This window comes from Propioniciclava sp. LT432, assembly GCF_059515965.1.
Map to the genome: position 1 here is coordinate 69,602 of NZ_JCAKNE010000015.1, position 23,234 is coordinate 92,835.

The following is a 23,234-nucleotide window of genomic DNA, read 5'->3' on the forward strand; positions in this document are numbered from 1 at the left end:
AGGTTCACCGGGTCACCCCCTGGGGCGGCTGGTGGAGTTGGGCGGCGACCCGCCGGTACGCCAGGACGAAGCGTGCGATGTCCTGCACCCAGTCACGGTCGGTCCGCAGCTGGATGTGGCCCACCCCCGCTCGGCGCAGGGAGATGCGGACGCGCTCGCGTTGGGCGGCGGCGGCGGCGTTGAAGCGCGCCCGGGCGTCGGCGTCCGACGTGTTGATGTAGCGGGCGAACTCCGACTCCGGATCCCGGATCAGGATGTCCCCGACGTCGGGGAACTGGACCTCGCGGCGGTCGACGACCTCGACGCAGATGACCTGGTTGCGCACGGCGAGCCGGCGCAGCGCCCGCTCCCAGTCGGGGGCGACGTTCGGGTCGAGCTCGGTGTCGTTCGGGGAGAGGAAGTCGGACACGACCACCCGCAGCCCCCGCCGCCGCTGGGTGCGGGCGAGTTGGTCGATGCCCTTGGCCAGCGTGTAGGGCCCCTCGCTGTGGTCGGGCACGATCGGCTCGGACAACAGTCGGCTGAGCAACGAGTACAGCGCCATGCGGCCGGAGCGGGCCGGGATGCGCACCAACGTGTCGGGGCGCATCAACACCCCCCCGAAGCGGTCGCCCTGCTGCTGGCCCAGGAACCCGATGGTCGCGATCGCGGCGATGCCCAGGTCGCGCTTGGTGACACCCTCGGTGCCCCAGTTCATGGACGGAGTGACGTCCAACAGCGCCCACACCTCGAGCTCGCGGTCGGCGATGGTGTCGCGGACGTGGGGCGTCCGGGTGCGGGCCGTCACGGCCCAGTCCATCTTCCGGACGTCGTCGCCGGGGACGTAGGCCCGGGCGTCGTTGGTCTCCGACCCGGGGCCGGGCAGCAAGCCGCGGTGGTCGCCCTGGAGGAAGCCCTCCATGCGCCGGACGATCGTCAGCTCGAGTCGCTTCAACGCCTGTTCTGGCGCGAGCTTGCCCAGGGGCAGCGTCGCACCGGTCGGTTCGCGCAGGACGGACGCCACGGCGCCCAGGTCATCCGCGGGTGGCGCGAAGCCGGGCGACTCCCGGTTCGGCAACTGCTCAGAGGCCATCGGGCGGCGCCTGGTGGGCCTCGACACGCGGCTCGTAGCGGTGCTCCTCCCGGGCCTGAGCGCGCTGCTGCTCATTCCAGACCGGCGTCGGTGCGGGCACCATGGCCACGATCCGCTCCACGACCTGGGTGGGCGAGACGTTGTCGGCGATCGCGTCGAAGCCGAGGACCATGCGGTGGGCCATCACGTCGCGGGCGACCGCCTGGACGTCGGTGGGCAGCACGTAGTCACGGCCGTGGATCAGCGCCAGCGCACGGGCGGCGGCCACCAGGCCGAGCGTCGCGCGCGAGGAGGCGCCGACCTGGATCACCGGCGCCAGGTCGGGCATGCCGAACTCGGTCGGCGTCCGTGTCGCGAGCACGAGGCGGACGACGTACTCGGCGACGAGGTTGTGCACGAACACGTTGCTCGCCTGGTCCTGCAGCGCCTTCACGCGCACGGGATCGAGGATGGTGCGCGCCTCGGGGGGACGCACCGACATGCGGCGCAGGATCTCGAACTCCTCGTTGCCACGCGGGTAGGGCACGTCGACCTTGAGGAGGAAGCGGTCGCGCTGCGCCTCGGGCAGCGGGTAGACACCCTCGGACTCGATGGGGTTCTGGGTGGCGATGACGATGAACGGCTGCGGAACCGGGTAGGTCTTGCCGCCGATGGAGACCTGCTTCTCGGCCATCAGCTCGAGCATGGCGGACTGCACCTTGGCGGGCGCTCGGTTGATCTCGTCGGCGAGCACGAAGTTCACGAACACCGGGCCGAGGCTGACGTCGAACTTCTCCTGTTGTGCCGAGTAGATGCGGGTACCGACGATGTCGGACGGCACCAGGTCGGGCGTGAACTGGATGCGCGCGAAGTCGCCGCCGACCACTTGGGCGAACGTCCGGACGGCCAGCGTCTTCGCGGTGCCGGGCACGCCCTCGAGGAGGACGTGCCCCTTGGCGAGCAGGCCGACCATCAGCTGTTCGACCATGTGCTCCTGGCCCACGATCACGGACTGCACCTCGGCGATCGCCTCACCGAGGACGTCTGCCGCCTCGCGCGTGGAGGTGGTCTGGGCTGGGCTTGTCACGCGCGTTGTCTCCTCGTTGTGTCGGACTCCGCAAAACCTTACCCGGTTGTCCTGAGGGGGCCACCGAGGGGATCGGGCACAATGGACCCCGATGACCGAGCCACTGCTGTACCCGCTCCTGGCGGTCGACCCGCCGCGCGTGGGCGACTGGTGGCTCGACGCGCGCCTGGTGGCCACCCCCTCCGGCGTCGCCTACACCGCCCACTCCGAGGCGGGCGAGCACGTGATGCTCGTCCTGCTGAGCGAGGGCGCGAGCGCGGACGCCGCGGCCGTGGACCGGCTCGCGGGCACCGTCGACAAGATGCACATCGACACGGTGCTGGCCCGCGGCGGCCGCGGGCAGTCCGGCGGACGCCTCGGGCACCGCACGGTGCCTCCCGCCGACACGCCGCCGGCGCCGGACGCCGTCCCGGAAGCCCCGTGGGTGGCGCTCGCGTGGGACGGCAGCGGTGCCGCCGTGGACGAGGCCCACCGGATCCTCGCCGAGGTCGACCTCAGCTGGCTGCCACCCAAGGGCACGCCGTCCGGCCCCGACTACGAACTGCCGTGGATAGACAAGGTCACCCCGGGACTGACCCGCACGTGGCCGCTGCCGTGGCCCGGGCGGACGACCCGGGCGGGCTGGCTGTCCATCTTGGCCTCCTGGCTCATCATGATGCTGCTCATGGCGCTGGCGGTGCTGATCGCGATCCTCATCTTCCAGGCCACGCCGCCCCAGGCGCCGCCTCCCCCCGTGCCGACGTCGGCGTCCGGTTCCGCCTCGGCGTCCCCGGAGTCCGGGTCGCCGTCACCCGAGTCGGGTTCCCCCTCACCGGCGTCCGCCCAGCCGACGCCCGGCGAGACGGGAGGGGCCCCCTCCCCCACCCCGGACCGACGGTTGTGACCGCCGTCCGCCTCATCGCCACCGACCTCGACGGGACGCTGCTCGACCCCTCCGGCCGCATCACCGCATCCGAGGCGGACGCGCTGCGTGCCGCGTCCGACGCCGGCATCGTCATCGTGGTCGCCACCGGCCGACCCTTGCGCTGGCTGGACGTCCTCGGCCCCATCGCGGACGCCGACCCCCTCGTGGTGGCGAGCAACGGCGCGGTCGTCTACGACCTGCACCGCGACGAGGTCGTGCACAGCCATGCGCTTCCGGTCCCCCTGATCCGGTCGCTCGCCGCCGACCTGCGCGATGCGCTCCCCGAGCTGTTGTTCGGCGTGGACGAGGGGCGCCGGTTCACCACCGAGGAGTCCTGGGCCCTGCACGTCCCCGGGGGGGAGCGGGTCACCGCTGAGGAGGCGGCCACGCGGCGCGGCCGCTGGCCGAGCGTCCTGGAGGACGCCGGCGACGTGGTCAAGTTCCTGGCCCTGCACCCGGACGCCGACCCCGACGAGCTGCTCGCGGCCGCCTCGTCGGTGCTCGGGGGACGCGCGGAGGTCACCCACTCGGTCACGCAGGGCCGGCGCGCCCTGCTCGAGATGAGCGCCCCCGGGGTCTCCAAGGCGGCCAGCATCGCCCGCCTGGCCGAGGAGCGGGGCATCACAGCGGACGAGGTCGCCGCGTTCGGGGACATGCCCAACGACCTGGCCATGCTCGAGTACGCCGGGCACCCCTTCGTGATGGCGAACGGACATCCCCTCCTGCGTGAGCGCTTCCCGGTCATCGGATCGAACGCCGCGGGCGGCGTGGGCGCGCAGGTGTGGCGCCTGCTGCGGGGGCGGGGGGCTCCGGGCAGGATGGGGGCATGACCGACCACATCCCGGACGACCTGGACCCCGCCGGCCGCGACCTCCGCGCGTACACCGACGAACTACGGCCGGACCACCGGGTCATCCGGAACGCCCGGGGCGAGTGGGTGTTGCTGCGTCATGCCGACGTCACCGAGGCGGCGCTGGACGCGGAGCGCTTCAGCAGCGCGGTGTCGGCCTTCCTGCAGGTGCCCAACGGCCTCGACGGGGACGCCCACCGCGCGGCCCGCGCCACCCTCGACCGCTACTTCACCGAGGGTGAGCTGGCTCCCCACGCGGACGGCTTCCGGTCGATCGCCCGCGCTCTCTTCGCGGAGCTGCCGCGCGGGACGTCCGTCGACGCGGTGCACGACCTCGGGGCCGTGTTCGCCGTCCGCGCCCAGAGCGCCTGGCTGGGGTGGCCGACCGACCACGAGGCTCCCCTGCTGGCCTGGATGGCCGAGAACTACGAGGCCTCCCGGTCAGGCGACCGGTCGCGGACGGCCGTGGTGGCGTCCGACTTCGACGCGATCATCCGCTCCATCCTCGAGCCGCGGAGGGCCGCCGGGGACGACGCGCCCGACGACCTCACCACCCGCTTGATGCGCGACACCATTGATGGCAGGCCCCTCACCGATGAGGAGATCGTGTCGGTCCTGCGCAACTGGACCGGCGGCGACCTGGGATCGATCGCGCTCTGCGTGGGGGTGTTGTTCGCGTTCCTCGCGCGCCACGAGGACGTCCAGCGGCACCTGCGCTCGGGCGTGTCGGACGCCGACCTGGACGCCGCCATCGACGAGGTCCTCCGCATCGACGACCCCTTCCTGTCGAACCGCCGCGTGACGACGTGCCCGGTCCACATCGCCGGCGTCGACCTCCCGGCGGGCGCGCGCGTGAAGCTGCACTGGACGTCGGCCAACCGGGACGCCGAGGTCTTCGGTGATCCGGACGCCTTCGATCCCCGGGCCAACGCGCGGCACAACGTCGTCTACGGCCTGGGCGCGCACGTCTGCCCGGGGCGTCCGCTGGCGACGATGGAACTGCGCATCGCGGTCCAGGAGGCGCTCGCGTCCACCGGGTGGATCGGGTTCGCCGACGGCGAGGCGCCCCGGCGCGAGGTCGCGCCCGTCGGCGGCTGGGCACGCGTGCCGGTGGTGCTCAGTCAGGCGTAGCCGAGGTCGTGGAGTCGGTCGTCGTCGATGCCGAAGTAGTGGGCGATCTCGTGGACGACCGTGATGTGCACCTCCTCCACCACGTCCTCCTCGGTGTCGCAGATCGCCAGGGTGGGGTTGCGGAAGATGCGGATCTGGTCGGGCAACACGCCGGTGTAGTTCGAGTCGCGCTCGGTCAGCGGGACGCCCTCGTACAGGCCGAGCAGCTCGGGGTCGTCGGCGGGGGCGTCGTCCTCGATGACGACGATGCAGTTGTCCAGGAGCGCGAAGAGTTCGTCGGGAACCGTGTCGAGGGCGTCGTTCACCAGTTCCTCGAACGCGTCCGCCGACATGTCGATCGCCATGGGGTCACCCTAGCCAGCACCTCCCGGCCGGGCGACAATGGCATCACGTCAACGAGGAGGAGGCACAGCCATGAGCTCCGAGAACACCGACGACATCGGCGACATCGATCCGTTGCGCCACCACGCACAGGAACCCGCCGAGGGCGACATCGACCCCGGTGAGGCCACACCGGGCATGCCGCACGCCGAGGCCGCCGCGGAGGGCGACGTGAACCCGGGCGAGGGATCCGAGGGCGCCGGCTAGCTCAGCGCAACAGCCCCCGGGCGATCGCCGTGGGGGCGCTCGGCGCCAAGGGCAGCCGTTGCAGCAGCACGGCGTGCACCGAGTGGTACAGGTCCGGACGCCCGGGCCACACGGTTTCCGCGGGTCGGTTCGCCACGTCCAGTTCGTGCACCCAGGAGCCGTCCGGTTGGACGAGGTACCGCTGGGCGTAGTCCCAGACGCGCCGGTACCAGGCCTCGTACTCCGCCTCACCCGTGGCCGCCGCGAGGGCTGCGGCGGCGGAGATCGCCTCGGCCGCGACCCAGTGCATGCGTTGGTGGACCACCGGCGTCCCCGACCAGTCGGTCGTGTAGACGAAACCGTCCGCGCCATCGGCGTGCCAGCCATCCACCACCGCGCGGTCGAAGAGGTGCCGCGCACCCTCGAGCAGGGGTTCCGGGGCCGACTCCCCGAGCGCGGCCCGCACGTGGAGCGCCAGCCGCGCCCACTCCAGTCCGTGCCCGACGGTCGCGCCATAGGGCTCGAACGGGTGGTCGGGTTGGTCGCGATGGTGCTCGAGGAGCGGGCGCCAGTCGGGGTCGAAGTGTTCGGGGATGCGCCAGTCGTTGTCCGCCGCCCAGCCCAGCACCGTCGTGGTGATCCGGTGGGCGCGGTCGAGCCACGCACGCTCCCCCGTGGAGTCGGACGCCGAGAGCAGCGCCTCCACGGCGTGCATGTTGGCGTTCACCCCGCGGTAGTCGGAGAAGGTCGCCCAGTCGGCCGTGCCCGCGTCGCGGTGCAGCCCGGGGCCCTCCTCCCAGAACCGCCGGTCGAGCACGGTCAGCGCATCGGCCAGGAGGGCGTCCGCGCCCTCGATGCCGGCGACAGTCGCGGACGACGAGCCGAACACCACGAACGCATGGGCGTACGCGGCCTTGGTGTCGTCCCGCTGTCCGGCGCCGGGACCGACCGAGGCGAGCCAGCCGCCGTTCTCCGCGTCGCGCAGGGGGCCGACCAGCCCCCGCAGCGCCGCCTCGGCCAAAGGTGCGCAGCCGGGGATGCCGGCCAGGTGGCCGAGGGAGTGGACGTGGAGCATCCGCGCCGTGATCCACGTCTGGACGGGACGAGTCCGGTCGGGGTGTCCGTCCGCGCCCAGGTACCAGGCGCCCCCGTCCGGGTGGGGGAACCGTCGCGCGAACGCCAATTGGCGGACGAACTGCTCCTGCAGCCAGCGGACGTGGTCGGGCTGGTCGATCCACCGGGTGGACATGGCAGGTCAGGCCAGACGACTGGTGCGGTCAAGGAAGGCCACGCGGTAAACCGTGACCTCGACCGCGGAGAACAACCCCGCCTGGCTGTACGGGTCCGCCGCGGCGAAGGCCTCGGCCTCCTCGCGCGTCTCGACGTCGACCACGAGCACGCTCCCGAGGCAGGTCTCGCCGTCGTCGCCCCAACGGGCGCCTGCGAGCAGGAGCTTGTCCTCGTTCGCGCTGAGGTACGCGAGGTGGTCCGGACGCACCTGCTGGCGCAGGGCGCGACTGTCGGGCATGTCGGTGGCGACGATCAGGAACGGCATGGAGTGATCCTTGCACGAGTGGGATGGTCCGTGCGGGGAGTCAGCGCTGCCATTATCTACATTTCGCTGTGTAATAATTGTGGGCGGGGGATCACCCGACCCCCATGACCCAGGAGGACTGCATGTGCAGCTACTGCGGGTGCCAAGCGATCGGCCCCATCGGCCGGCTCATGGCCGAGCACGTGGCGGTGATCAACGCCACCGGTGACCTGCGACGCGCCTGCGAGGCCGGCGACGTGGGCGAGGTCCGGACCCAGGCAGCGACCGTGGCGTCCCTGCTCGACCCGCACACGGTCTCCGAAGAGGTGGGGCTGTTCGCCGTGATGGCCGAGCAGGAGGAGTTCACCGACCACATCCACACCCTCTGCGGCGAGCACACCACGCTGGACACCCTCCTCGCTCGCGTCGCCGGCGGCGACTTCTCCGCCGTCACGGCGTTCGAGGACGCGCTGCGCCACCACATCGACAAGGAGGACAACGGCCTGTTCCCGGCGGCCGCCATCGCCCTGTCCGGGCCCGACTGGGAGCGCGTCGTCGAGCAGGAGGGCCGGAGTGGGACGGTCCACCACCACGATCACCCCCATGCACACCACCACAGTCACGAACACGCGCACGACCATGCGCACGCACACGCACACGATCACGCCTGACCGCGTTTCCCGAGCCGGGGAACGGACCTCGCCCTAGGCTGGCCGGCATGGACGCCACCGCCACCGACCCCCTCGAGATCCACCTCCTCGCCGACTCCACCGGCGAATCGGGGGCACGGATCGCCAGGGCAGCCGTGGCGCAGTTCCCCGACGTCGACTTCCGGCTCGTCCGGCACCGTCGCATCACGACCCTCGACGCGCTGCTCACGGCGCTCGACCAGGTCAAGGCGGGGGCCGACCGTCCGATCGCGGTCTTCTTCACGATGGCCAACTCGGAGTTCGCGCACATGGTCACGAACGCCTGCCGCGAGCTCGACATCCCCTTCGCGGACCTCATGACGGACGCCATGCGTGCGCTGGCGACGATCAGCGGCAGGAGCCCGGACGAGGTCCCCCTGCGTCCCGTGGGCGTCGAGGCGGACTACTTCTCCCGGATCTCAGCCATCGATTTCGCCGTCCGCAACGACGACGGTGCCGTACCGTCCGCCCTCGCCGAGTGCGACATCTGCCTCGTCGGTCCCTCGCGCTCGGGGAAGACTCCCCTGTCGATCTTCCTGGGCTACATGGGCCACAAGGTGGTCAACATTCCCCTCGTCCCCGGGATCCAGCCGCCACCCGAGCTGTACGCCGTGGACAAGTGGCGCCTCGTCGGGCTCACCATCGACGCCGAGAAGCTCCAGCAGATCCGCGCCGAGCGCGTCAAGGGCCTCGGCGTGAGCCGCATGAAGGACGGCTACGCCAACATCGCCCAGATCTACGACGAGTTGGACGCCGTGCAAGCGCTCCTCCGGAAGCTCGGCTGCCCGGTGATCAACACCACGAACATGGCGATCGAGGAGTCCGCGGCCCGCGTCGCCGACCTCGTCGAGGCACGAGCGGCGAGGTTCGGTGGCACGATCCGCAAGGTGAACGTGACGAGCGACCTGCGGGCGCGGTGAGCGCCTTCACCCCACCACTGGGGCTGCCCAGGACCCACGCTGGTGACACGCCGAAGGAGGCCGGTCATGGACCGTGTCAGCAAGCGTGGGGCCGCCCGGGTTGAGTGGCGGGTTGGCCTCGACCTGTGGTGGCCCGAAACGCGGCGGCGCCGACGGGATCGCAGGTAGTCGCGATGCCGGGCTGCCGCCCTGCTCGCGGACGCGCCGCGGCCCACCTCGCACTTCTACGCCGAGCACTGGCGCGGCGTCCGCGCAGGCGCTCCGCTGGCGGAGTACCCGGACGCCTGCGCCTGACCCCCGCCCTCGCCATCACCGGTGGCGGGTCGTCCACCCCCGAGAGCCGCGCGCGGGCGTCGGCGGTGTTCGGGTGCCCGGTCCACGACCTGTACGGCTCCTCGGAGTGCGACCCGATCGCGTTCGGCTGCCACGAGGGGTGGCTGCACGTGCCGATCGTGCGCTACGACCTCGGCGATTCGGTGATGGCTCGACCCGATCCGTGCCCCAGCGGCTGCCCCTGCCCGCGGTGCGGGTCGCCGGCCGACACGACGACGTCCTCCACCTCAGGTCTGCCGACGGGGAGATCGTGGACGTCCTGCCCTTGGCGTTGGTGCCGTCTTCGACCAGACGGGCGGCGTCCGAAGCGGCCAGGTGGCGCAAACAGGGCCCGCGACCCTGCGCGTCCGCGTCGATCTCGACCCGACGGCCGACCCGGACGCCGTCCGGCGAGCGCTCGAAGGGAGGCTGAGGGCGACGGCTCGTTCAGGTGGGACTCCCACAGCAGACCGGACGGCGTGAGGTGCTGCTCTCCCGTCCACCGCATGAGTCGGCCGTAGGCCTCGTCCAGGGAATTCAGTCGTCCATGGCCTCGATGCCGAGTTCGGCCAGCTCCCCCATCCGCGCTCGCAGGTGCTGCACCACCTCCGCCGGTGGCGGCGTCCAGCCATGGACCTCCTCGACGATCCGCACCGGCTCACGGGTGCGGTACGAGCGGGTCGGATTGCCGGGGAACCGCTTGTCGGTGACGTTCGGATCGTCCTCGATCGCCCCCAAGGGCTCGACACGGTACACGCGACCCGGGCCGGTCCCGGACGCAAGTTCGGCAGCCAGGGGCGCCCCGTCGGGGCTCGCGGTCAGGTAGACGTGGTTCGCGACCCGACCCGACCCATAGTTGGAGCGCCAGCCCGGGGTCAACACGTCGCCGGGATGGAGAACCGACTTCGTTCCGTGGAAGAAGGGCCCCACGTCGTCCACGACGCGCGGGGGTGGGGGTGGGTCCCGGAGCAGGCTGTCCAGCCGGTGCATCAGGACCGCCACACGGTTGTTCCCCTGAGGCGCGCGGGGGTAGCGCGACAACACGTCCAGGACGATCGGCGTGGCCCGCCGTGCCGCCGCGGTGACCACGTACTCCCCGACGACGGGGTCGTCGCCGCGGGCGAGTTCGGCTGCACGGGCGGCATGGACGGCTGCACCGAGGATGTGGCGCAACTGCGATGCCTTGGCCAGCGGGTGGAGGTACGCCGACCCGGCGGCATCACCGGCCGCGATGGCCGCATGCCGGGCAGCCCCGGCCCCGACCTCCTCACCCGCCCGGTGGGCGGCCACCGCCATCGTCCGCTGGACGCGGGACCGGGCGGCCCCCGCAGCGAAGATCCGCGCCGCGTCCAGGGCGGCGGCCGGGCGCGGGTCGTCGGGACGCTCCTTGGCGAAGATCACCAGGACGGGCTCGGCGCAGGCCAGGGCGAACCCCGCGACCGACCGCAGTTCGTCCAGGGAGAGTGCGAAGCCAGCCGCGGTCATGCGGACCATCGTCATGCGGCCGCCGGTCCTCGTCAACGACCGGCAGCGGCCGACCTGCGCCACCACGCTGGCCAGTACACGCAGTGGGCGTGCTCGACCCCCGGAGGTCGTACCATGCACCTCTCCACAGCCCAGCGGGCCTCGGTTGCCCTGTTTTTCGTCGTCGGGGTCGTCCTGGCGGCACTCATCCTCGGCCGGACGCCCCAGGACCTGGTGCGGTGGCTCGAGACACCCCCGGTCGTCGGGTTGTTCCTGGCCGCACTGGCAGCCCGCCCCCGCGGGGCCACCAGCTGGCTGACCACGGTGGCCATCGCCGTCTCCGCCGTGGGCGACGCCTTCCTTGTCGGGTTCGTCGTGGCGCCGGAGGGCCAACTGTTCGGCATGGGCACGTTCGCGCTGGCGTACCTCCTCATCACGGGCGCCTTCTGGCGCGGACGCCCCCGCCGCCGCGAGGTCACTGTCGTCGCAGCATTGGGCACCCTGGGCGTGGGCCTGTGCCTGCTGTTGTGGCCGTACCTGAGCCCGCTGATGAAGGTGGTGCTGCCCGCCTTCATCCTGGTGATCAGCACGATGGCCGTGACGGTCACGGGCAGGCTGGTGCGGGGCCGGTTCCCCCGCCGGGTGGCCTGTCTGGCCGCATCGGCCGGTGTGACCCTGGTCGCCAGCGACTCGGTGGTCGCCCTCCAGATGTTCCACCCCGCGTTCACGCCGGCGCCGGTGTTGACGGAGGCCTTCATCCAGGTCACCTACCTGGCCGGGTGGCTGCTCTTCCTCCTCACGGTTCAAGAACGGACGCCGTCCGGTGAGGTGGAGCGTCCCGCACCGGATGTTCCACCGGTCAAGGAAGGCGCGTCGCGATGAAGCGCCGGGCCCCGCGTCCTGTCGCACGGCGCGGTGCCACAATGGGATCGTGACCGAGACGACGCTGTCCTGGGACGCGGTTCCCATCGACAAGCCCGACGACGTGAACGTCATCGTCGGGCAGGCACACTTCATCAAGACGGTCGACGACCTCCATGAGGCGCTGGCCGGTGTCAGCCCGTCACTGCGCTTCGGGGTGGCGTTCTGCGAGGCGTCCGGGGCGAGGCTGGTGCGCAGGTCGGGCAACGACCCAGAACTGGTCGAGCTGGCGACCCGGAACGCCCGCGCGATCGCGGCGGGCCACGTGTTCGTGATCCTGCTGCGTGACGGGTTCCCACTCAACGTGCTCAATCCCGTCCGCGCGGTGCCCGAGGTGTGCACCATCTTCTGCGCCACGGCGAACGCCGTGGACATCCTCGTCGCCGTCACCCCCCGGGGCCGCGGCGTCGTGGGCGTGGTGGACGGCGAGCCACCGCTCGGCGTCGAGACGGACGCCGACGTCACCGAACGGCGGGCACTACTGAAGACGATCGGCTACAAGCTCTGACGTCCGGTACAGGACAACATCGACCTCGTGGGGCGTGCGGGGCTCGAACCCGCGACCCAGGGATTATGAGTCCCCTGCTCTGACCGGCTGAGCTAACGCCCCCAACCGGAGGGTCAGCCTAGCAGCGGGTGCTGGGGGTGCCGCCTACGATGGTGGCGCGACGAGTGGAAGTGAAGGAGCCCCATGCCCCAGCCCGGCTGGTACGACGACCCCGACGGGACGCCGGAGCGCCTGCGGTGGTGGGACGGCACGCGCTGGACCGATCACACCAACGTCCAGGATTCGACCGGAGCCACCGGGTCGAGCGAGTCCGCCGGGGGGCGTCGCGGAGCCTGGCCGTGGGTGGGTCTCGGGCTGGTCGCCGCCCTCGTGGGTGCGATGGTCTTCGGACTCGCCACGGGCTTGATCACCCCCGATCGGCCCGACCGCGCCACGCCGGCGTCCGTCGAGTCGCCGACAGCGGTGCCCGCGGACGCCGTGACGATCACCCCCACATCGCGCCCCAGTGCGTCGCCGATCCCGTCCACCAGCAGCCTTCCCTCGGTGACGCCGCGCGCGGGCGGGCCCGTGATCACCGCCCCTCCCCTGCCCAGCATCCCCGCGGATCCGTACGCCCCGGCGGAGCCGGGCTGCAGACCGACGCCGGGGGACGCGAGTCTCCTCTCCGACGGGCAGGTTGTGCTCACGCTACCGCCCGAGTGGATCCCGGTGGACAGCCTCTCCTGGCTCGACTGCAGTCGAGCGGCAGCATCTCTCCAGGCCACCGCAACGGTGACGATCGGATTGTCCCCGGTGCCCGGCCCTGACCTGCAGGCCGTGGCCGAGCAGTCCTGGGCGATCGCCCTCCTCGATGCGGCTGTGGCCCAGCCGTTGACGCTGACGTCCGCTCCCGTCCACACGGGGTCGATGGAGGGATGGATGGTCACGGGGACCATCGCACTCGACGGCCACCTCGACGAGCTCAGCGTGATCGCCCTGAACTCGGGCGAACGAGCCACGATTGTGGTGAGTTCGGCGGACGGACAGGATGAGACCGCCAGACGATCGGTGGCCGAAGTCCTGTCGACAGTGCGTCGCGCCTAGCACCTCGGCAACCGGCCGGCGCTGGGCACCGGGGACCTGGGTCCATGGTGATCAGGGTGGACCCACAGCAGGATGAGATCACCTCGTGTCATGCCCTGAAGGGAAACTTTCAGGGAATGGTCACGTAGGTCTTTCCGGGCATGCGTTCCCGTTGCACAATGACAGGTGACGTAAGCACTCGATCCACACCCAGCACCGCCCCAGGCGCGTCCCGGAGATTGATTCACCCCCACGATCCCGGAAGGAGTCTCGGAGATGATCCCCGAGACGTTACCCAGCGTTGACCTGAGCCTCACCAGCAGGCCGTGGTCCCCGACGCAGGTGGACGGCGCCCGCGACCTGACCGCCGCGCGACACTCCCCGGCCCAACCGACGATGAGGCGTGCCCGGCTGCTCAACCAGCTCGCCGGCGTCGCGAACGGTGGGCTCGCCCTGGTGGTGGCCCCGGTCGGTTTCGGCAAGTCGACGCTGCTCGTCCAATGGGCCAACGAACGCGACGGCCTCGTGCAATGGTTCGACCCTGCAGGCCTCCCCGAGCCCCGTTCGCTCCTGCGACAGGGGCGGGATCGCGCGCCACTCCGCGGTGTGGTGATCGACGACGTCCCCGCAGCTGCGACACCGGAACGGTGGGAGCAGTTGGGGCGCTTCATCCACGAGGTCTCCCCCCATGTGCCGGTGCTGCTGGCGGCGCGGCGCGTTCCGGCGTTCAACCTCGCGCGTCATGACGTCCCGAACCTCAGCATCGTCACCGAACGGGACCTCACCTTCCGCCCTTGGGAGGTCCGCACGCTCTTCGCTGACGTCTATGGAGATCCCTTGAGCGGCGAGAGCCCCTTGGAGGTCACCGACTGGACCGGCGGCTGGGCCGCAGCCCTCCGTCTGTGGTACTTGGCCCGACGCCTGAGCGGAGACCCCCGTCACGTTGGGCGACCCGCCGCGCTCGACGGAGTCATCCAGGCCTACGTCGACGGCCATGTGCTGGCCGGCCTCCGGGGCGAGCGAGTGCACCACGTGCTGCGTGTTTCGAGCGTGTTCGAGAGGGTCACCGCAGAGCGCTTGGACGCGTTGCTGGGCACCCGCAACAGCCACCGAATGTTGTCCCGGATCGCGCGTCACGTGACCTTGGTCGACCGTGAGGGCAACGCATCGGATGAGGTGTCCTACACCCACCACCCGGTGCTGCGGAGCCATCTGCGCGCGTGCCTGCTGCGGGAACTCGGCCCCACCGGACTGCGCCGGCTCTACGACCGGGCAGCCCACGTCGCCGAGCAGTTCGGCGATCCCGTCGAGGCGTTCGCCGCGCGCGCTCGAGCCGAGAACGCACCAGCCATGGCCGCGCTCCTGGCCTCACACGGTGAGGCCGTCGTCCCGGGGTCCACACGGATGTTGTCCCTGGTGACCCCGAGCCTCGCCGGGAACCAGCCAGCGATCAGGCTCGCCCGCGCCCGCCTGCTCCTGGCCGACGGGCGCACCGACGATGCCCTCCGCGAAGCCGCGAGGACGCACCCCCACTCGCGGCCCGAGGTGGACCGAGCTGGGGCCGCATCCCTCCGGTTGCTCGCCGAGGGTTACCCCGTGCTCGCACGGGCGGCGCTCCCCGATCCTTCGGAGCGGATGGACGGGCAGGCGTCCCGGTTGGCAGCGGAGCTGGCGCTCGCAGCCGTGGATGCACTGGTCGATCCGACCGGTCCCCTCGACGAGCTCGACCGGGTCCACCACGAGGTCTCCCGGCGCGGCCTCGGCTGGCTCACTCGTCTGGCCTACGCGGTGGCGCTGTGCCGAGGCGGCGACCAGCGACCGTGCGCCGAGGCCCGCGCCCTGGCTCACGAACGTGAGCGGATGGGCGACACCTGGGGCTCCGTCCTCATCGAGAGCGCGATCGCCGTCGCGCTGGTGCGCGCGGGTCGGCCGGACATCACGCTGCTCGAGCGGCTGTGCGAGCGCTTTCGCCAGGTGGGCGCGCCCACCCTGGAGGCGTGGGCACGCTCAGCGCACGCCCTGGTCACCAGTCAGGACGACCTGCCCGACACCGGGGCAACCGCATCGGCAGTCGCCTTCGCACGCACCATCGGAGCCCCTGGGCCGATGGCCGTGGCATACGCCGCCATGGGCCTGGCACATCCCGAGCAGGCCCATGAACTACTGGACCTGGCGCAGAGGACGGCCATCGACGCCGGCATGCGCATCCGCCCCTGGACCTGGACCCGTGAGGCCACGCCGGCGAAGCAGCCCAGCGCGGCCCCGCGCCTCAGGGCCACCATCCTGAGCGGCACCCTTCCCCAACCCCTGCCGTCCACCACCCCACCACCCCCGCCCGAGTCCTGGGGCGGGATCCGGCTGACCTGTTTCGGCGAGTTCAAGCTGGACCGCAACGGACGCCCCCTGTCCCTGCCCGTGCGCCCCGTGGCCCTGAAGGTGCTCCGAATCCTGGCCCTGCAGGCAGGTTCGCTCGTCCACCGGGATGTGTTCGTCGAGGCCCTGTGGCCCGACCTCAGCGAACTCTCGGCCCATCACAACCTGCATGTCGCCATGTCCAGCCTCAGGAAGGGGTTCCGGTCGGTCGCCCCGGACCTGGCCAGCACGCTCGTCGCGCGGCAGGGAGAGGGATACGTCCTGGCCCCGGGCGGCGAGCCCGTGACCGACCTGCAGCGGTTCGACCGCCGGCTCGTCGAAGCCCCCGCCGCCAAGCGTGTCGGGGACGACGCGAGCCAAGTCGCGGCGCTGGGTGCCGCCCTGGACCTCTACACCGACGACGTGCTGCCCGGGGACGGCACGGCCGAGTGGGTCCTCCCGGTGCGAGATCGGTATCGGCAGGCCGCCGCCGAAGCAGCAGCCACACTCGCCGAGCTCGAACTGCGTCGCGACCACCCCGCTGACGCCGTCACAGCGGCGCAGCGCAGCCTCCACATCGATCCCTTCCGGGACAGCTCGTGGCACACCTTGATCATGGCGCACCTGGATGCCGGTGCTCCCGCCGAGGCAGAGCGTGCCCGGCAGGAGTACGCCGCCGTCCTCGCCTCGTTGGGGGTCACCGCGTCCGGCCGGAGGTGACGACGCGCGGTTCCCCCCGCACGTCGTCCGCCCACCCCCTCACGAACGGGTGAAGAAGGCCACCTCGCGGAGGGCCACCCCTGACGCGGGGTCGCCGAACGTGGTCTTGATGGTCACCCGGACCTTCGTGACGTCGCTGATCCCCAGCAGGTGGTCCTGTTGCTTGGGATCGTCCCGCAGGGTCAGCTCGCGCCTCTCCTCCGTACCGTCCTGGAGTGTCGCGGTGAGCACGACCTCCGCCGGACGCCCGACGGTGAGGTACACGGAGTCCTCGCTGGAGGCACCGTTGAAGAACTGGACGGCCACCAGCCGGAACGGACCGTCGAAGGTCGCCTCGACGAACTGGCCCGTCGCATCCGTCCCTTGGGTCGGCATCCAGTAGGTGCCCAGATCGCCGTCACGGACGAGCGCGGCCGCATGGTCGGGTGCCGCGGACGAGGCATCGATGCCCGTCGGTTCCCGCCGCTGGGTCGACGAGACCCGGTCCTGAACCGCCTCCACCGCGAAGTCGCCCACCTCCGGCCAGACGAACCGGTAGACGGAGAAGGCGATCGCGGCGATGACGGCGACCGCCAGGAGGCGGCCCGGCAGCTTGGAGCGGCGACGGACGTTGTTGCGCGTGCCGGCGGCGACCGTGCGTGGCTGGCGTTGGAAGAGTTGGCGCCACCAGGGCAACGTCGGGACGACCGGGGAGCCGGCCAAGGGCTTGCCGCACCGGCGACAGAAGTTCCGCTCGGGAGCGTTGCCCGCCCCACACTGCCCACACACGGTCTCGCCCGGGCGCGGGGCGAAGTCGTCGACCGGGTCAGCGCCCTTCTTGCGCTTGGGGAGTGCCTCAGCTCCGGGCTTGACCGCCACGGGCTGGGCGACCGCCGGCTTCATGGCCACCGGCTGCGCGGCCGTGGGTTTGGCCGCTGCCGGAGCGGGCTTGGCTGCCGCGGGAGCGGGCTTGGCTGCCGCGGGAGCGGGCTTGGCTGCCGCGGGCACCGCCTCGGCTGGGGCCGGTGCCGCCCCGGCCACGGCAGCCGATGCCGTCGCGCCGGCCACGGCAGCCGACGGAGACGGGCTCACCGAGGCCGACGGAGGTGCGCTCGGGACCGCGGGCCCCGGGGGACCGGCTTCCGGGGAAGCCGCGCCCGCCTCGGGTATGCCGAACTCGCTCCTCAACCTGCTCATGAAGGTCGGCTTCTCCGGTTCAGGGGCGGCCTCGACCGCGGGCTCCGGTTCGGGTTCCGGTTCCGGATCGGCCGTCGGGACCTTGTCACCGTCCCACTCGAGGTAGGCACCACAGGCGCCGCAGAACGACACCCCGACCTCGTTCACCGCCCCGCACTCGGTGCAGACCAGCACGCTGCCACCGTCTCGGACCATCTCACTCATCGTCGAACCACCTCGATCTCATGCGCCACGTGCGGCGGGATTGCTTCTCTCACGACTGAATCAACGAGGCGGACGTCCAGTGCGTCCGGATCGTCCACGGAAATGCGGACCCGAACCCACGCCGGGAACGTGCCCGGCAGGGCTCCACCGGCCTCGCTCGACCAGCGCGTGGCACCTGAGTCGGTGACCTCCACGTCGCCTCCGGTCAGGTGCCGCACCATCTGGGCCAGGCTCACCGCCGTCCCCCGCCTGCGATGCGTCTCGACGGCGTCGCGGACGGCGAGGCGCTGCGCGGGAAGAGGAGTCCACTCCTCCCGGATGGCCCCCACCCAGGCGCCGACGAAGGCCAGCAGGTCCGCCGGCGCTGTCTCGGGGTCGACGTGGGCGCCGAGGTTGTCGAGCGTGCTGAACACGGGGGCCAGCGCATCGTCGAACGCCGTGAGGAAGCGGGCCGTGAACTCGCTGTCCTGGAAGACGCCGGGGAGCTGGTGCAACAACGGGTGGGGCGACTCGAGCCCCGGCACGAGACCGCGCATGTCACACCCCCCGCGCGACGCGGACCTGGTGGCCGAACGAGAAGACCAGCGCGTCGGGGTCGATGACGATCCGGTCGGTGGGCTCGCCGCGCTCGGCCGTGGTCGGGTCGGCCGCGAAGAGCTTGACGTCCTCGACGAGCTCGGTCCCGGGCAGCCCCTGGAGCACGGCGTAGACCTCACCCGCGTGGACCGGCCGACCGAAGGGCCACCCCTTCCCGTCCGGACCTCCGGTCAGGGCGTTGAAGTGCCCATACAGCGCTGCAATCGCGGCCGAGCGCAGCGCGTCCGGGTCGTGCCGGGGCCGAGCGATGAGCCGCGCGACCACCGTGACGCCCTGGTAGGTGGGCGGCTCGATGGCCAGCCGCGTTCCGATCACCCGACGCTCGTCCAGGTACTCCGCGACCGCGCGGAGCATGGGCTCCGGCGGAACCAGTGACTCGAAGGAGATCCGACCGTCCGGGCCGGTCGGCGCCGCCGGCACGACGAGGAGTCGAGCTCCCAAGTCCCCCTCGGCCACGCAGCGGACTCGGGCGAGGGACGGGGACGCGCGCCGAGCGAGCATCTCGAAGTCGGCCGCTGTCACGGCGCGGTCGCGGGTGCGCAGGTCGAGTGGCCCCCGGATGCGGACCTCCTCGAGCGTCTCGGCTGCGGTCCCCCCGCTCGCCGACCGCCGGTTCTCGACGCGGTCGATGAGCGGGACCGACGTGCGCAGGACGGAGATGGTCCTGGCCGCGACGTTCCCGGCCGGGCCTCCCCCGGCCCGGTAGGCCGGGACGCGCAGCGGCGCCCCCTTGGGCGGCACCGCCCCGAAGCGTCTCATCGTCCCGTCGGGTTCCCGAACGGCGGGGGGCAACTCGACCACGCCCGCCGCACGATCGACGCGGAACACGAGGTCGTCCGGACCGTGGTCGGCGAACGTCTCGACCTCGGCCCACTCCTCCCAGCCCGGCCCCGACGCCACCTCGAGGCGGAGCGGTTCTCCGTCGTCGACCACGGGGGCCCGCAGGAGGGAGAAGGTCTGGCCCGGTACGCCCGCGGAGAGCCCGATCGCCTCGTCCAGGATCTCCTCCGCGTGCACGGCGGGCACCGTGGCACCCGCTGTGTAGCCGTCCACCGAGCGCACCAGGGGGGAATTGACGTAGGGCGGATAGTCCGGCTCGGGTTCCGTCACGACGGTGCGGACCCAACCGCCCCGGACGCCTCCGACGACGGAAGTGGCATGCCCGGACGGGACGTGAAGAATGATGGAGCCCGGCTTGTTGAGGCCGCCGGTGCTGTCCCGCTCCGTTTCGCACGGGCGCCACTCGTCGCCGGTCCAGGCCTCCCAGCGCAGCGGCGGGTGCTCGGGATTCACCCCGACGCCGGTCACCTCACAGTTCCACTGCAGGGCGATCGCGCAGTTCGGGGCTGCCTCATCCAGCGCGATCAGGAGGGCGTCGCCGACCACGGGATTGGCGCTGAAGGCCGCGAATCCCGCCCCCTCGCGAAGTTCCCGCGCGCGGGACACGACCTCGGCACCTCCCGCCTGCGTCGCCACCGCGATCATCGACCGTGTGGGGATGACGAGTTCACGCGTCGTCTCGAACACGGTCGCCTCGTCGTGCTCGGTGCGGAGCGTACTGGCCCGGGTTCCAGGGCGGACGACGACGTCGACGTCCTGCGCGGCGGAGAGCCAGAAGGTCACGTCCACCGTGGCGGCCGTGGGTGGGTGCGGCCGGACGCCCACCAGCTCGAGGAAGGCCAGGTTGAGCTTGTCGGGGATGCGGTTGAGCCGGTAGAGCAGTGTGTCGGTGATGTAGGCGAACGTCTCGATGAGGGTGACCCCGGGGTCGGAGACGTTGTGGTCGGTCCATTCGGGGCACCGCTGCTGCACCATGCGCTTGGCGTCGTCGACCAGGTCCTGGAATCTCCGGTCGTCGAGGTTGGGCAGGGAGATCGACATCAGGATCCACTCCGTTCGCTCGTGGGGATGACATAGAACGGGAACACCAGGTTCCGTGTGTCGTTGGTGCCGCGCAGCGAGTAGCGGATGTCGATGTAGAGCGTGCCCTGCTCCACGGCGTCGAACCGGACGTCCACGGCCTCGAGGTCGATGCGGGGCTCCCACCGCTCCAGGGCGACACGGACCGCATAGGCGATGTCGCCGGCCGTGCTCGAGTCGGCCGGGGCGAACACGTAGTCGTGGACGGCGCAACCGAACTCGGGGCGCATGGGCCGTTCCCCGGGGGCGGTCGCGAGGATGAGGCGGATGCTCTCCTCGATCTCCCGGACCCCCGACACCAGGGCCATGCCGCCCGTGGGGTCCGCCCGCAGGGGGAAGGCCCAGCCGCGACCCACGAACTCCTCGGCCACGTCAGCCTCCGATCAGCACGGTCGGGCAACCCGGCGGGAGGATCGGTGCGCCACAACCGGCCATGTCACCGACCCGCAGGGCGGGCCGCGACGAGATCAGCACGGTGGCCGACCCCTTGGGGAAGGGGGTCGGCGGGTGCACCGCCGGCGGCGGGAAGGAGCAGGTGTGCAGGTCGCCCACCACGGCGGCCGGCAGGTTGCCGATGAGCACCGTGGGAACACCGGGTCCGGTGATGACGCCCGGGTGACCGGTCAGGTCCGTGACGCGCGCGGCAGGCAGCATCGATCCTCCTAGTTGATCTTGACGAGCGAGCCCTTGACGGTGGTGACGCCGCTCGCCGAGAGTTCAGCCATGCCCTGGGCGGCCACCTTCACGTTGGTGGCCGTCAGCTCACCCGAGGCCTGGCCGGTGAGCTTGACGTTGGCCCCACCCTTGACCACGGCGTCCGTCTTGGCGTCGAGCGTGATGTTCGTGCCCTTGAGCGTGATGTCGCCTGACGACGACTCCAGGGCGATGTTCCCCCCGGAGGTGGACACCGTGACGTCCTTCTTCGCCGTGACCGTGACGGGACCCTCGCTGATGATCTCGATCGTCGCGTCGGACTTCTGCACGAGCGTGATCCGCTGCTTCCCGTCGCTGGTCGAGAGGTTGATCTTCTCCCCTGAGGGGGACTCGAGCATCTCGACCACCATCCCGGTCCGGGAGACGAACGCGCGCCGCTCGATCGTCCCGCCGTCCCCCACGTGCTTGGCCCAGGGGACACTGGGCTCGTCCTTGCCGTTGTAGAGCCCGCCGAGGATGTACGGATCGTCGAAGTCACCGTGACCGAACGCCACCAGCACCTCGTCGCCCACCTCGGGCAGGACGACCATCCCACGCTTGGCGCCGGCTCCCACCTGCACCGTGCGGGCCCACGTGCTCACGAAGTCAGCGGAGAGGGCTGGGAACCTGACCTGCACACGACCGAGCTTGTCCGGGTCGTTCACGTTGTTGACCACACCCACCACGACGCCGAGCATGCGACCCGCCGCGCGGCCCTGCTCCCCCGCCGTGGCGAGGCCGTACGCCGTACGGTCGGAGGAGTTGCTCACGGTGAAGGCGGTCAGGTAGCCACGATCAGTACCGAACTCGTGACGGGTCGATGTGAGCGTGTACCGCCCGTTGAACGGTTTGCCCACCCCGACCAGGTTCACGGCGGTGCCGGAGCGCAACTGGGGATTGCCACGGGCGTGGCCCTCCAGTTCGGCGTGCGTCCCGGCGATCCGGTCCGCGATGGCGGTCGCCATCGTGGTGCAGGCGGTCTGGTCGCGCAGTGCCGGCTCGGCGGCGACCAACGGTGCTGCCTTGACCCGGTCCGCGAGCTTGGCTGGGTCGACCTCCGCCAGCACGGCGCTGCTCGTCCTCGCCGCCGCCTTGCCCACGATCTCCTTCTTGGTCTTGACGTCCCAGGAGCGGACCTCGACGGACGGGACCTGGTCGGCGGCGGTCACCGTCGCGCGCAGGGAGACGAGGTTGACGCCCCTCTCGAGGACGAGCGGGTTCTGGCGCGCACTGGCTGCGCTCGGCCCGGACGCCGCGGGCGTCGCCCGGCGGAACTCGAGCTTGCCGTCCTTGACGCCCAGGACGGCACCGTCCCGGACGGCCAGGTGCTGGAGGAATGCCCAGTCACTGATCCCGGGCTGGGCCACGTGGCCCAGGACGCTCGACGACGGCGTCACCTCGCCCACGCGGATCCCAGCGGCTCTCGCCTTCGTCCCGAAGATGTCGGACGCCTTCTGGTTCACGAAGGATTCCACGTGGCTCCGGTGGTGGAGCCGGTGGGAGAGGTCGTACGCCCGGACGACCGTCCGCATGCCGCCTGCCGTCAGCTCCACCTCGACCGCGGTCACCTCCCCGCTGAACAGGGGCGTCGGCGCCCCCAGCCCGCTCTGCTGGACCTCGAGCGTGATGGCGGCGCCGATCTCGAGGCGCGCGCGCTCGAGCACGTCGGCGCCGTCGTCGAGGAAGCGCAGCACGAGGAGGTCGGGAACGCCGAGGGAGTCGTCCACCGTGGCGCTCGCCAGCCGGGCGGCCACCTCAGGGGACAGGGGTGATCCCGTGACCTTGATCACGGGGGTGCTGCTGGTCTCCTCACCCGGCATGGGACAGCTCCTCTGCGGCGGGGAGGAGGATCGTCCGGCCCGACCTCAGCCGCAGCGGGTCGTCGATCCCGTTGGCCCGGGCGACCGCGCGCCACATCGACGCGTCCCCGTACTCCTGGTAGGCGATGCCCGGCAGCGTGTCCCCCTCCAGGAGGACGTGGACCCGGCGCGGCACGAGCCCGCCGGACGTCGGGTTCTGCCCCGGGGTCTCCCCCGCCAGTTCGTCGAGTTGGACGGTGCACACCGCCCGGATGGGGAGTCCCCCGGAGGTGAACACCGTGTACTTGGCGTTGACGCTGCTGATGTAGGCCAGGAAGCCGGTGAGCCCGCCCCACCGGAAGAGCACCCACGGGGGCGACGCCTTCTTCTTCGAGTGCGAGGAGGCGGTCGGGACGCAACAGGCGAACAGCTGCTCCACGCGCCTGACGACGCTGTCGTCCTGCTTGTCCGAGGCGTCGAAGAACATCTCCAGCGTGAGCTTGGAGGGCTGGGGACCTTGGTACTGGGGCGGTGCGCTCTTCTTGTTGCCCTTGCCCGTCTCCCTGATCCACTTCGCCGACTTGCTCAGGCTCAGCTCCTTCGGGTTGAACTGGAAGTCGATCTTCCCGATCTGGGCCCCCGGCTTGGACAGCGACCCGTCGGGCGACGGCTCGTGGAGTTGCAGGTAGGCGTGCTCCAGCTTCGGGCGTCCGCCGGCGGCAGCGGCGCCGCCGGAACCGATGGCGGAGAACGCGACGGGGCTCGGCGACATC

General features: G+C 71.4%; 24 protein-coding genes and 1 tRNA gene. 11 read left to right on the forward strand and 14 right to left on the reverse strand.

Translation table 11 applies throughout. The features are described 5' to 3' along the window. Nucleotides 1–4: 4 nt before the first annotated feature. Nucleotides 5–1,072, reverse strand: coding sequence for a DUF58 domain-containing protein (locus AC5YDV_RS09915; protein ID WP_496183367.1), 1,068 nt, complete (start codon nucleotides 1,070–1,072; stop codon nucleotides 5–7). Further along, entirely contained in the window at nucleotides 1,062–2,138 is a 1,077-nt protein-coding gene (locus AC5YDV_RS09920; RefSeq protein WP_496183368.1) for an AAA family ATPase, read from the reverse strand. Before AC5YDV_RS09920 ends, AC5YDV_RS09915 begins: the two co-directional genes overlap by 11 nt. Nucleotides 2,139–2,229: 91 nt before the next feature. On the opposite strand from AC5YDV_RS09920, the gene AC5YDV_RS09925 reads away from it, so the two are divergent. The 3 genes from AC5YDV_RS09925 to AC5YDV_RS09935 are packed head-to-tail and all read left to right on the forward strand — an operon-like array spanning nucleotide 2,230 to nucleotide 5,023. Continuing rightward, nucleotides 2,230–3,021 carry a hypothetical protein gene (locus AC5YDV_RS09925; protein WP_496183369.1) on the forward strand — a complete coding sequence of 264 codons (792 nt, stop codon included), beginning with the start codon at nucleotides 2,230–2,232 and terminating at the stop codon, nucleotides 3,019–3,021. Further along, complete coding sequence (locus AC5YDV_RS09930) at nucleotides 3,018–3,872, forward strand: HAD hydrolase family protein (protein ID WP_496183370.1); 855 nt, start codon at nucleotides 3,018–3,020, stop codon at nucleotides 3,870–3,872. The genes AC5YDV_RS09925 and AC5YDV_RS09930 overlap by 4 nt, the downstream gene beginning before the upstream one ends. Next, nucleotides 3,869–5,023 (forward strand): cytochrome P450, encoded by a 1,155-nt coding sequence (locus tag AC5YDV_RS09935; protein WP_496183371.1) that lies wholly within the window; start codon nucleotides 3,869–3,871, stop codon nucleotides 5,021–5,023. The genes AC5YDV_RS09930 and AC5YDV_RS09935 overlap by 4 nt, the downstream gene beginning before the upstream one ends. On the opposite strand, the gene AC5YDV_RS09940 is transcribed toward AC5YDV_RS09935, so the two are convergent. Beyond that, the gene (locus tag AC5YDV_RS09940) at nucleotides 5,014–5,367 is read right to left on the reverse strand and encodes a metallopeptidase family protein (RefSeq protein WP_496183372.1); all 354 of its coding nucleotides are present in this window, start codon (nucleotides 5,365–5,367) and stop codon (nucleotides 5,014–5,016) included. The genes AC5YDV_RS09935 and AC5YDV_RS09940 overlap by 10 nt on opposite strands. Nucleotides 5,368–5,437: 70 nt before the next feature. Here AC5YDV_RS09940 and AC5YDV_RS09945 point away from each other — a divergent pair, with 70 nt between their 5' ends. Beyond that, nucleotides 5,438–5,611 (forward strand): hypothetical protein, encoded by a 174-nt coding sequence (locus AC5YDV_RS09945; RefSeq protein WP_496183373.1) that lies wholly within the window; start codon nucleotides 5,438–5,440, stop codon nucleotides 5,609–5,611. 1 nt (nucleotide 5,612) lies between these two features. On the opposite strand, the gene AC5YDV_RS09950 is transcribed toward AC5YDV_RS09945, so the two are convergent. Next, complete coding sequence (locus AC5YDV_RS09950; protein ID WP_496183374.1) at nucleotides 5,613–6,839, reverse strand: AGE family epimerase/isomerase; 1,227 nt, start codon at nucleotides 6,837–6,839, stop codon at nucleotides 5,613–5,615. A 6-nt stretch (nucleotides 6,840–6,845) separates the two neighbouring features. Then, a complete protein-coding gene (locus AC5YDV_RS09955) occupies nucleotides 6,846–7,145 on the reverse strand; it encodes a YciI family protein (RefSeq protein WP_496183375.1) in 300 nt (99 codons plus the stop codon). Nucleotides 7,146–7,267: 122 nt separating this feature from the next. Between AC5YDV_RS09955 and AC5YDV_RS09960 the strand changes: the two genes are divergently transcribed. From AC5YDV_RS09960 to AC5YDV_RS09970, 3 genes are all read left to right on the forward strand, one after another. After that, complete coding sequence (locus tag AC5YDV_RS09960; RefSeq protein ID WP_496192475.1) at nucleotides 7,268–7,795, forward strand: hemerythrin domain-containing protein; 528 nt, start codon at nucleotides 7,268–7,270, stop codon at nucleotides 7,793–7,795. A gap of 47 nt (nucleotides 7,796–7,842) precedes the next feature. After that, on the forward strand, nucleotides 7,843–8,733 hold the full coding sequence (locus AC5YDV_RS09965; RefSeq protein ID WP_496183377.1) for a pyruvate, water dikinase regulatory protein: 891 nt from the start codon (nucleotides 7,843–7,845) through the stop codon (nucleotides 8,731–8,733). Between the two features lie 496 nt (nucleotides 8,734–9,229). After that, complete coding sequence (locus AC5YDV_RS09970) at nucleotides 9,230–9,478, forward strand: hypothetical protein (protein WP_496183378.1); 249 nt, start codon at nucleotides 9,230–9,232, stop codon at nucleotides 9,476–9,478. Nucleotides 9,479–9,582: 104 nt separating this feature from the next. Here the strand turns inward: AC5YDV_RS09970 and arr are convergent, their stop codons facing one another. Next, nucleotides 9,583–10,530, reverse strand: a complete 948-nt coding sequence (gene arr, locus AC5YDV_RS09975) for an NAD(+)--rifampin ADP-ribosyltransferase (protein ID WP_496192476.1) — start codon at nucleotides 10,528–10,530, stop codon at nucleotides 9,583–9,585. A 114-nt stretch (nucleotides 10,531–10,644) separates the two neighbouring features. On the opposite strand from arr, the gene AC5YDV_RS09980 reads away from it, so the two are divergent. Together AC5YDV_RS09980 and AC5YDV_RS09985 are read left to right on the forward strand one after the other, a co-directional pair. Beyond that, nucleotides 10,645–11,391 carry a lysoplasmalogenase gene (locus AC5YDV_RS09980; RefSeq protein WP_496183380.1) on the forward strand — a complete coding sequence of 249 codons (747 nt, stop codon included), beginning with the start codon at nucleotides 10,645–10,647 and terminating at the stop codon, nucleotides 11,389–11,391. Between the two features lie 49 nt (nucleotides 11,392–11,440). After that, nucleotides 11,441–11,938: an adenosine-specific kinase gene (locus AC5YDV_RS09985; protein WP_496183381.1), complete on the forward strand. Its 498-nt coding sequence runs from the start codon at nucleotides 11,441–11,443 to the stop codon at nucleotides 11,936–11,938. A 28-nt stretch (nucleotides 11,939–11,966) separates the two neighbouring features. Here the strand turns inward: AC5YDV_RS09985 and AC5YDV_RS09990 are convergent. Beyond that, nucleotides 11,967–12,040: transfer RNA gene (locus AC5YDV_RS09990), tRNA-Ile, on the reverse strand. An 81-nt stretch (nucleotides 12,041–12,121) separates the two neighbouring features. On the opposite strand from AC5YDV_RS09990, the gene AC5YDV_RS09995 reads away from it, so the two are divergent. Together AC5YDV_RS09995 and AC5YDV_RS10000 are read left to right on the forward strand one after the other, a co-directional pair. Continuing rightward, a complete protein-coding gene (locus tag AC5YDV_RS09995) occupies nucleotides 12,122–13,021 on the forward strand; it encodes a DUF2510 domain-containing protein (RefSeq protein WP_496183382.1) in 900 nt (299 codons plus the stop codon). A 255-nt stretch (nucleotides 13,022–13,276) separates the two neighbouring features. Beyond that, a complete protein-coding gene (locus tag AC5YDV_RS10000; RefSeq protein ID WP_496183383.1) occupies nucleotides 13,277–16,072 on the forward strand; it encodes an AfsR/SARP family transcriptional regulator in 2,796 nt (931 codons plus the stop codon). Nucleotides 16,073–16,111: 39 nt separating this feature from the next. Here AC5YDV_RS10000 and AC5YDV_RS10005 read toward each other — a convergent pair whose 3' ends face one another. From AC5YDV_RS10005 to AC5YDV_RS10035, 7 genes are read right to left on the reverse strand one after another with little or no spacing between them, the layout of a single operon-like run. Continuing rightward, nucleotides 16,112–17,452 carry a zinc ribbon domain-containing protein gene (locus AC5YDV_RS10005; RefSeq protein ID WP_496183384.1) on the reverse strand — a complete coding sequence of 447 codons (1,341 nt, stop codon included), beginning with the start codon at nucleotides 17,450–17,452 and terminating at the stop codon, nucleotides 16,112–16,114. Then, complete coding sequence (locus AC5YDV_RS10010) at nucleotides 17,449–17,988, reverse strand: phage tail protein I (protein ID WP_496183385.1); 540 nt, start codon at nucleotides 17,986–17,988, stop codon at nucleotides 17,449–17,451. The genes AC5YDV_RS10005 and AC5YDV_RS10010 overlap by 4 nt, the downstream gene beginning before the upstream one ends. A 1-nt stretch (nucleotide 17,989) precedes the next feature. Next, the gene (locus AC5YDV_RS10015; protein ID WP_496192477.1) at nucleotides 17,990–19,930 is read right to left on the reverse strand and encodes a putative baseplate assembly protein; all 1,941 of its coding nucleotides are present in this window, start codon (nucleotides 19,928–19,930) and stop codon (nucleotides 17,990–17,992) included. Then, entirely contained in the window at nucleotides 19,930–20,340 is a 411-nt protein-coding gene (locus AC5YDV_RS10020; protein WP_496183387.1) for a GPW/gp25 family protein, read from the reverse strand. Before AC5YDV_RS10020 ends, AC5YDV_RS10015 begins: the two co-directional genes overlap by 1 nt. Nucleotide 20,341: 1 nt before the next feature. Next, nucleotides 20,342–20,623: a PAAR domain-containing protein gene (locus AC5YDV_RS10025; RefSeq protein WP_496183388.1), complete on the reverse strand. Its 282-nt coding sequence runs from the start codon at nucleotides 20,621–20,623 to the stop codon at nucleotides 20,342–20,344. An 8-nt stretch (nucleotides 20,624–20,631) separates the two neighbouring features. Beyond that, nucleotides 20,632–22,482 (reverse strand): VgrG-related protein, encoded by a 1,851-nt coding sequence (locus AC5YDV_RS10030; RefSeq protein ID WP_496183389.1) that lies wholly within the window; start codon nucleotides 22,480–22,482, stop codon nucleotides 20,632–20,634. Next, a complete protein-coding gene (locus AC5YDV_RS10035) occupies nucleotides 22,472–23,233 on the reverse strand; it encodes a CIS tube protein (protein WP_496183390.1) in 762 nt (253 codons plus the stop codon). Before AC5YDV_RS10035 ends, AC5YDV_RS10030 begins: the two co-directional genes overlap by 11 nt. Nucleotide 23,234: the final 1 nt, after the last annotated feature.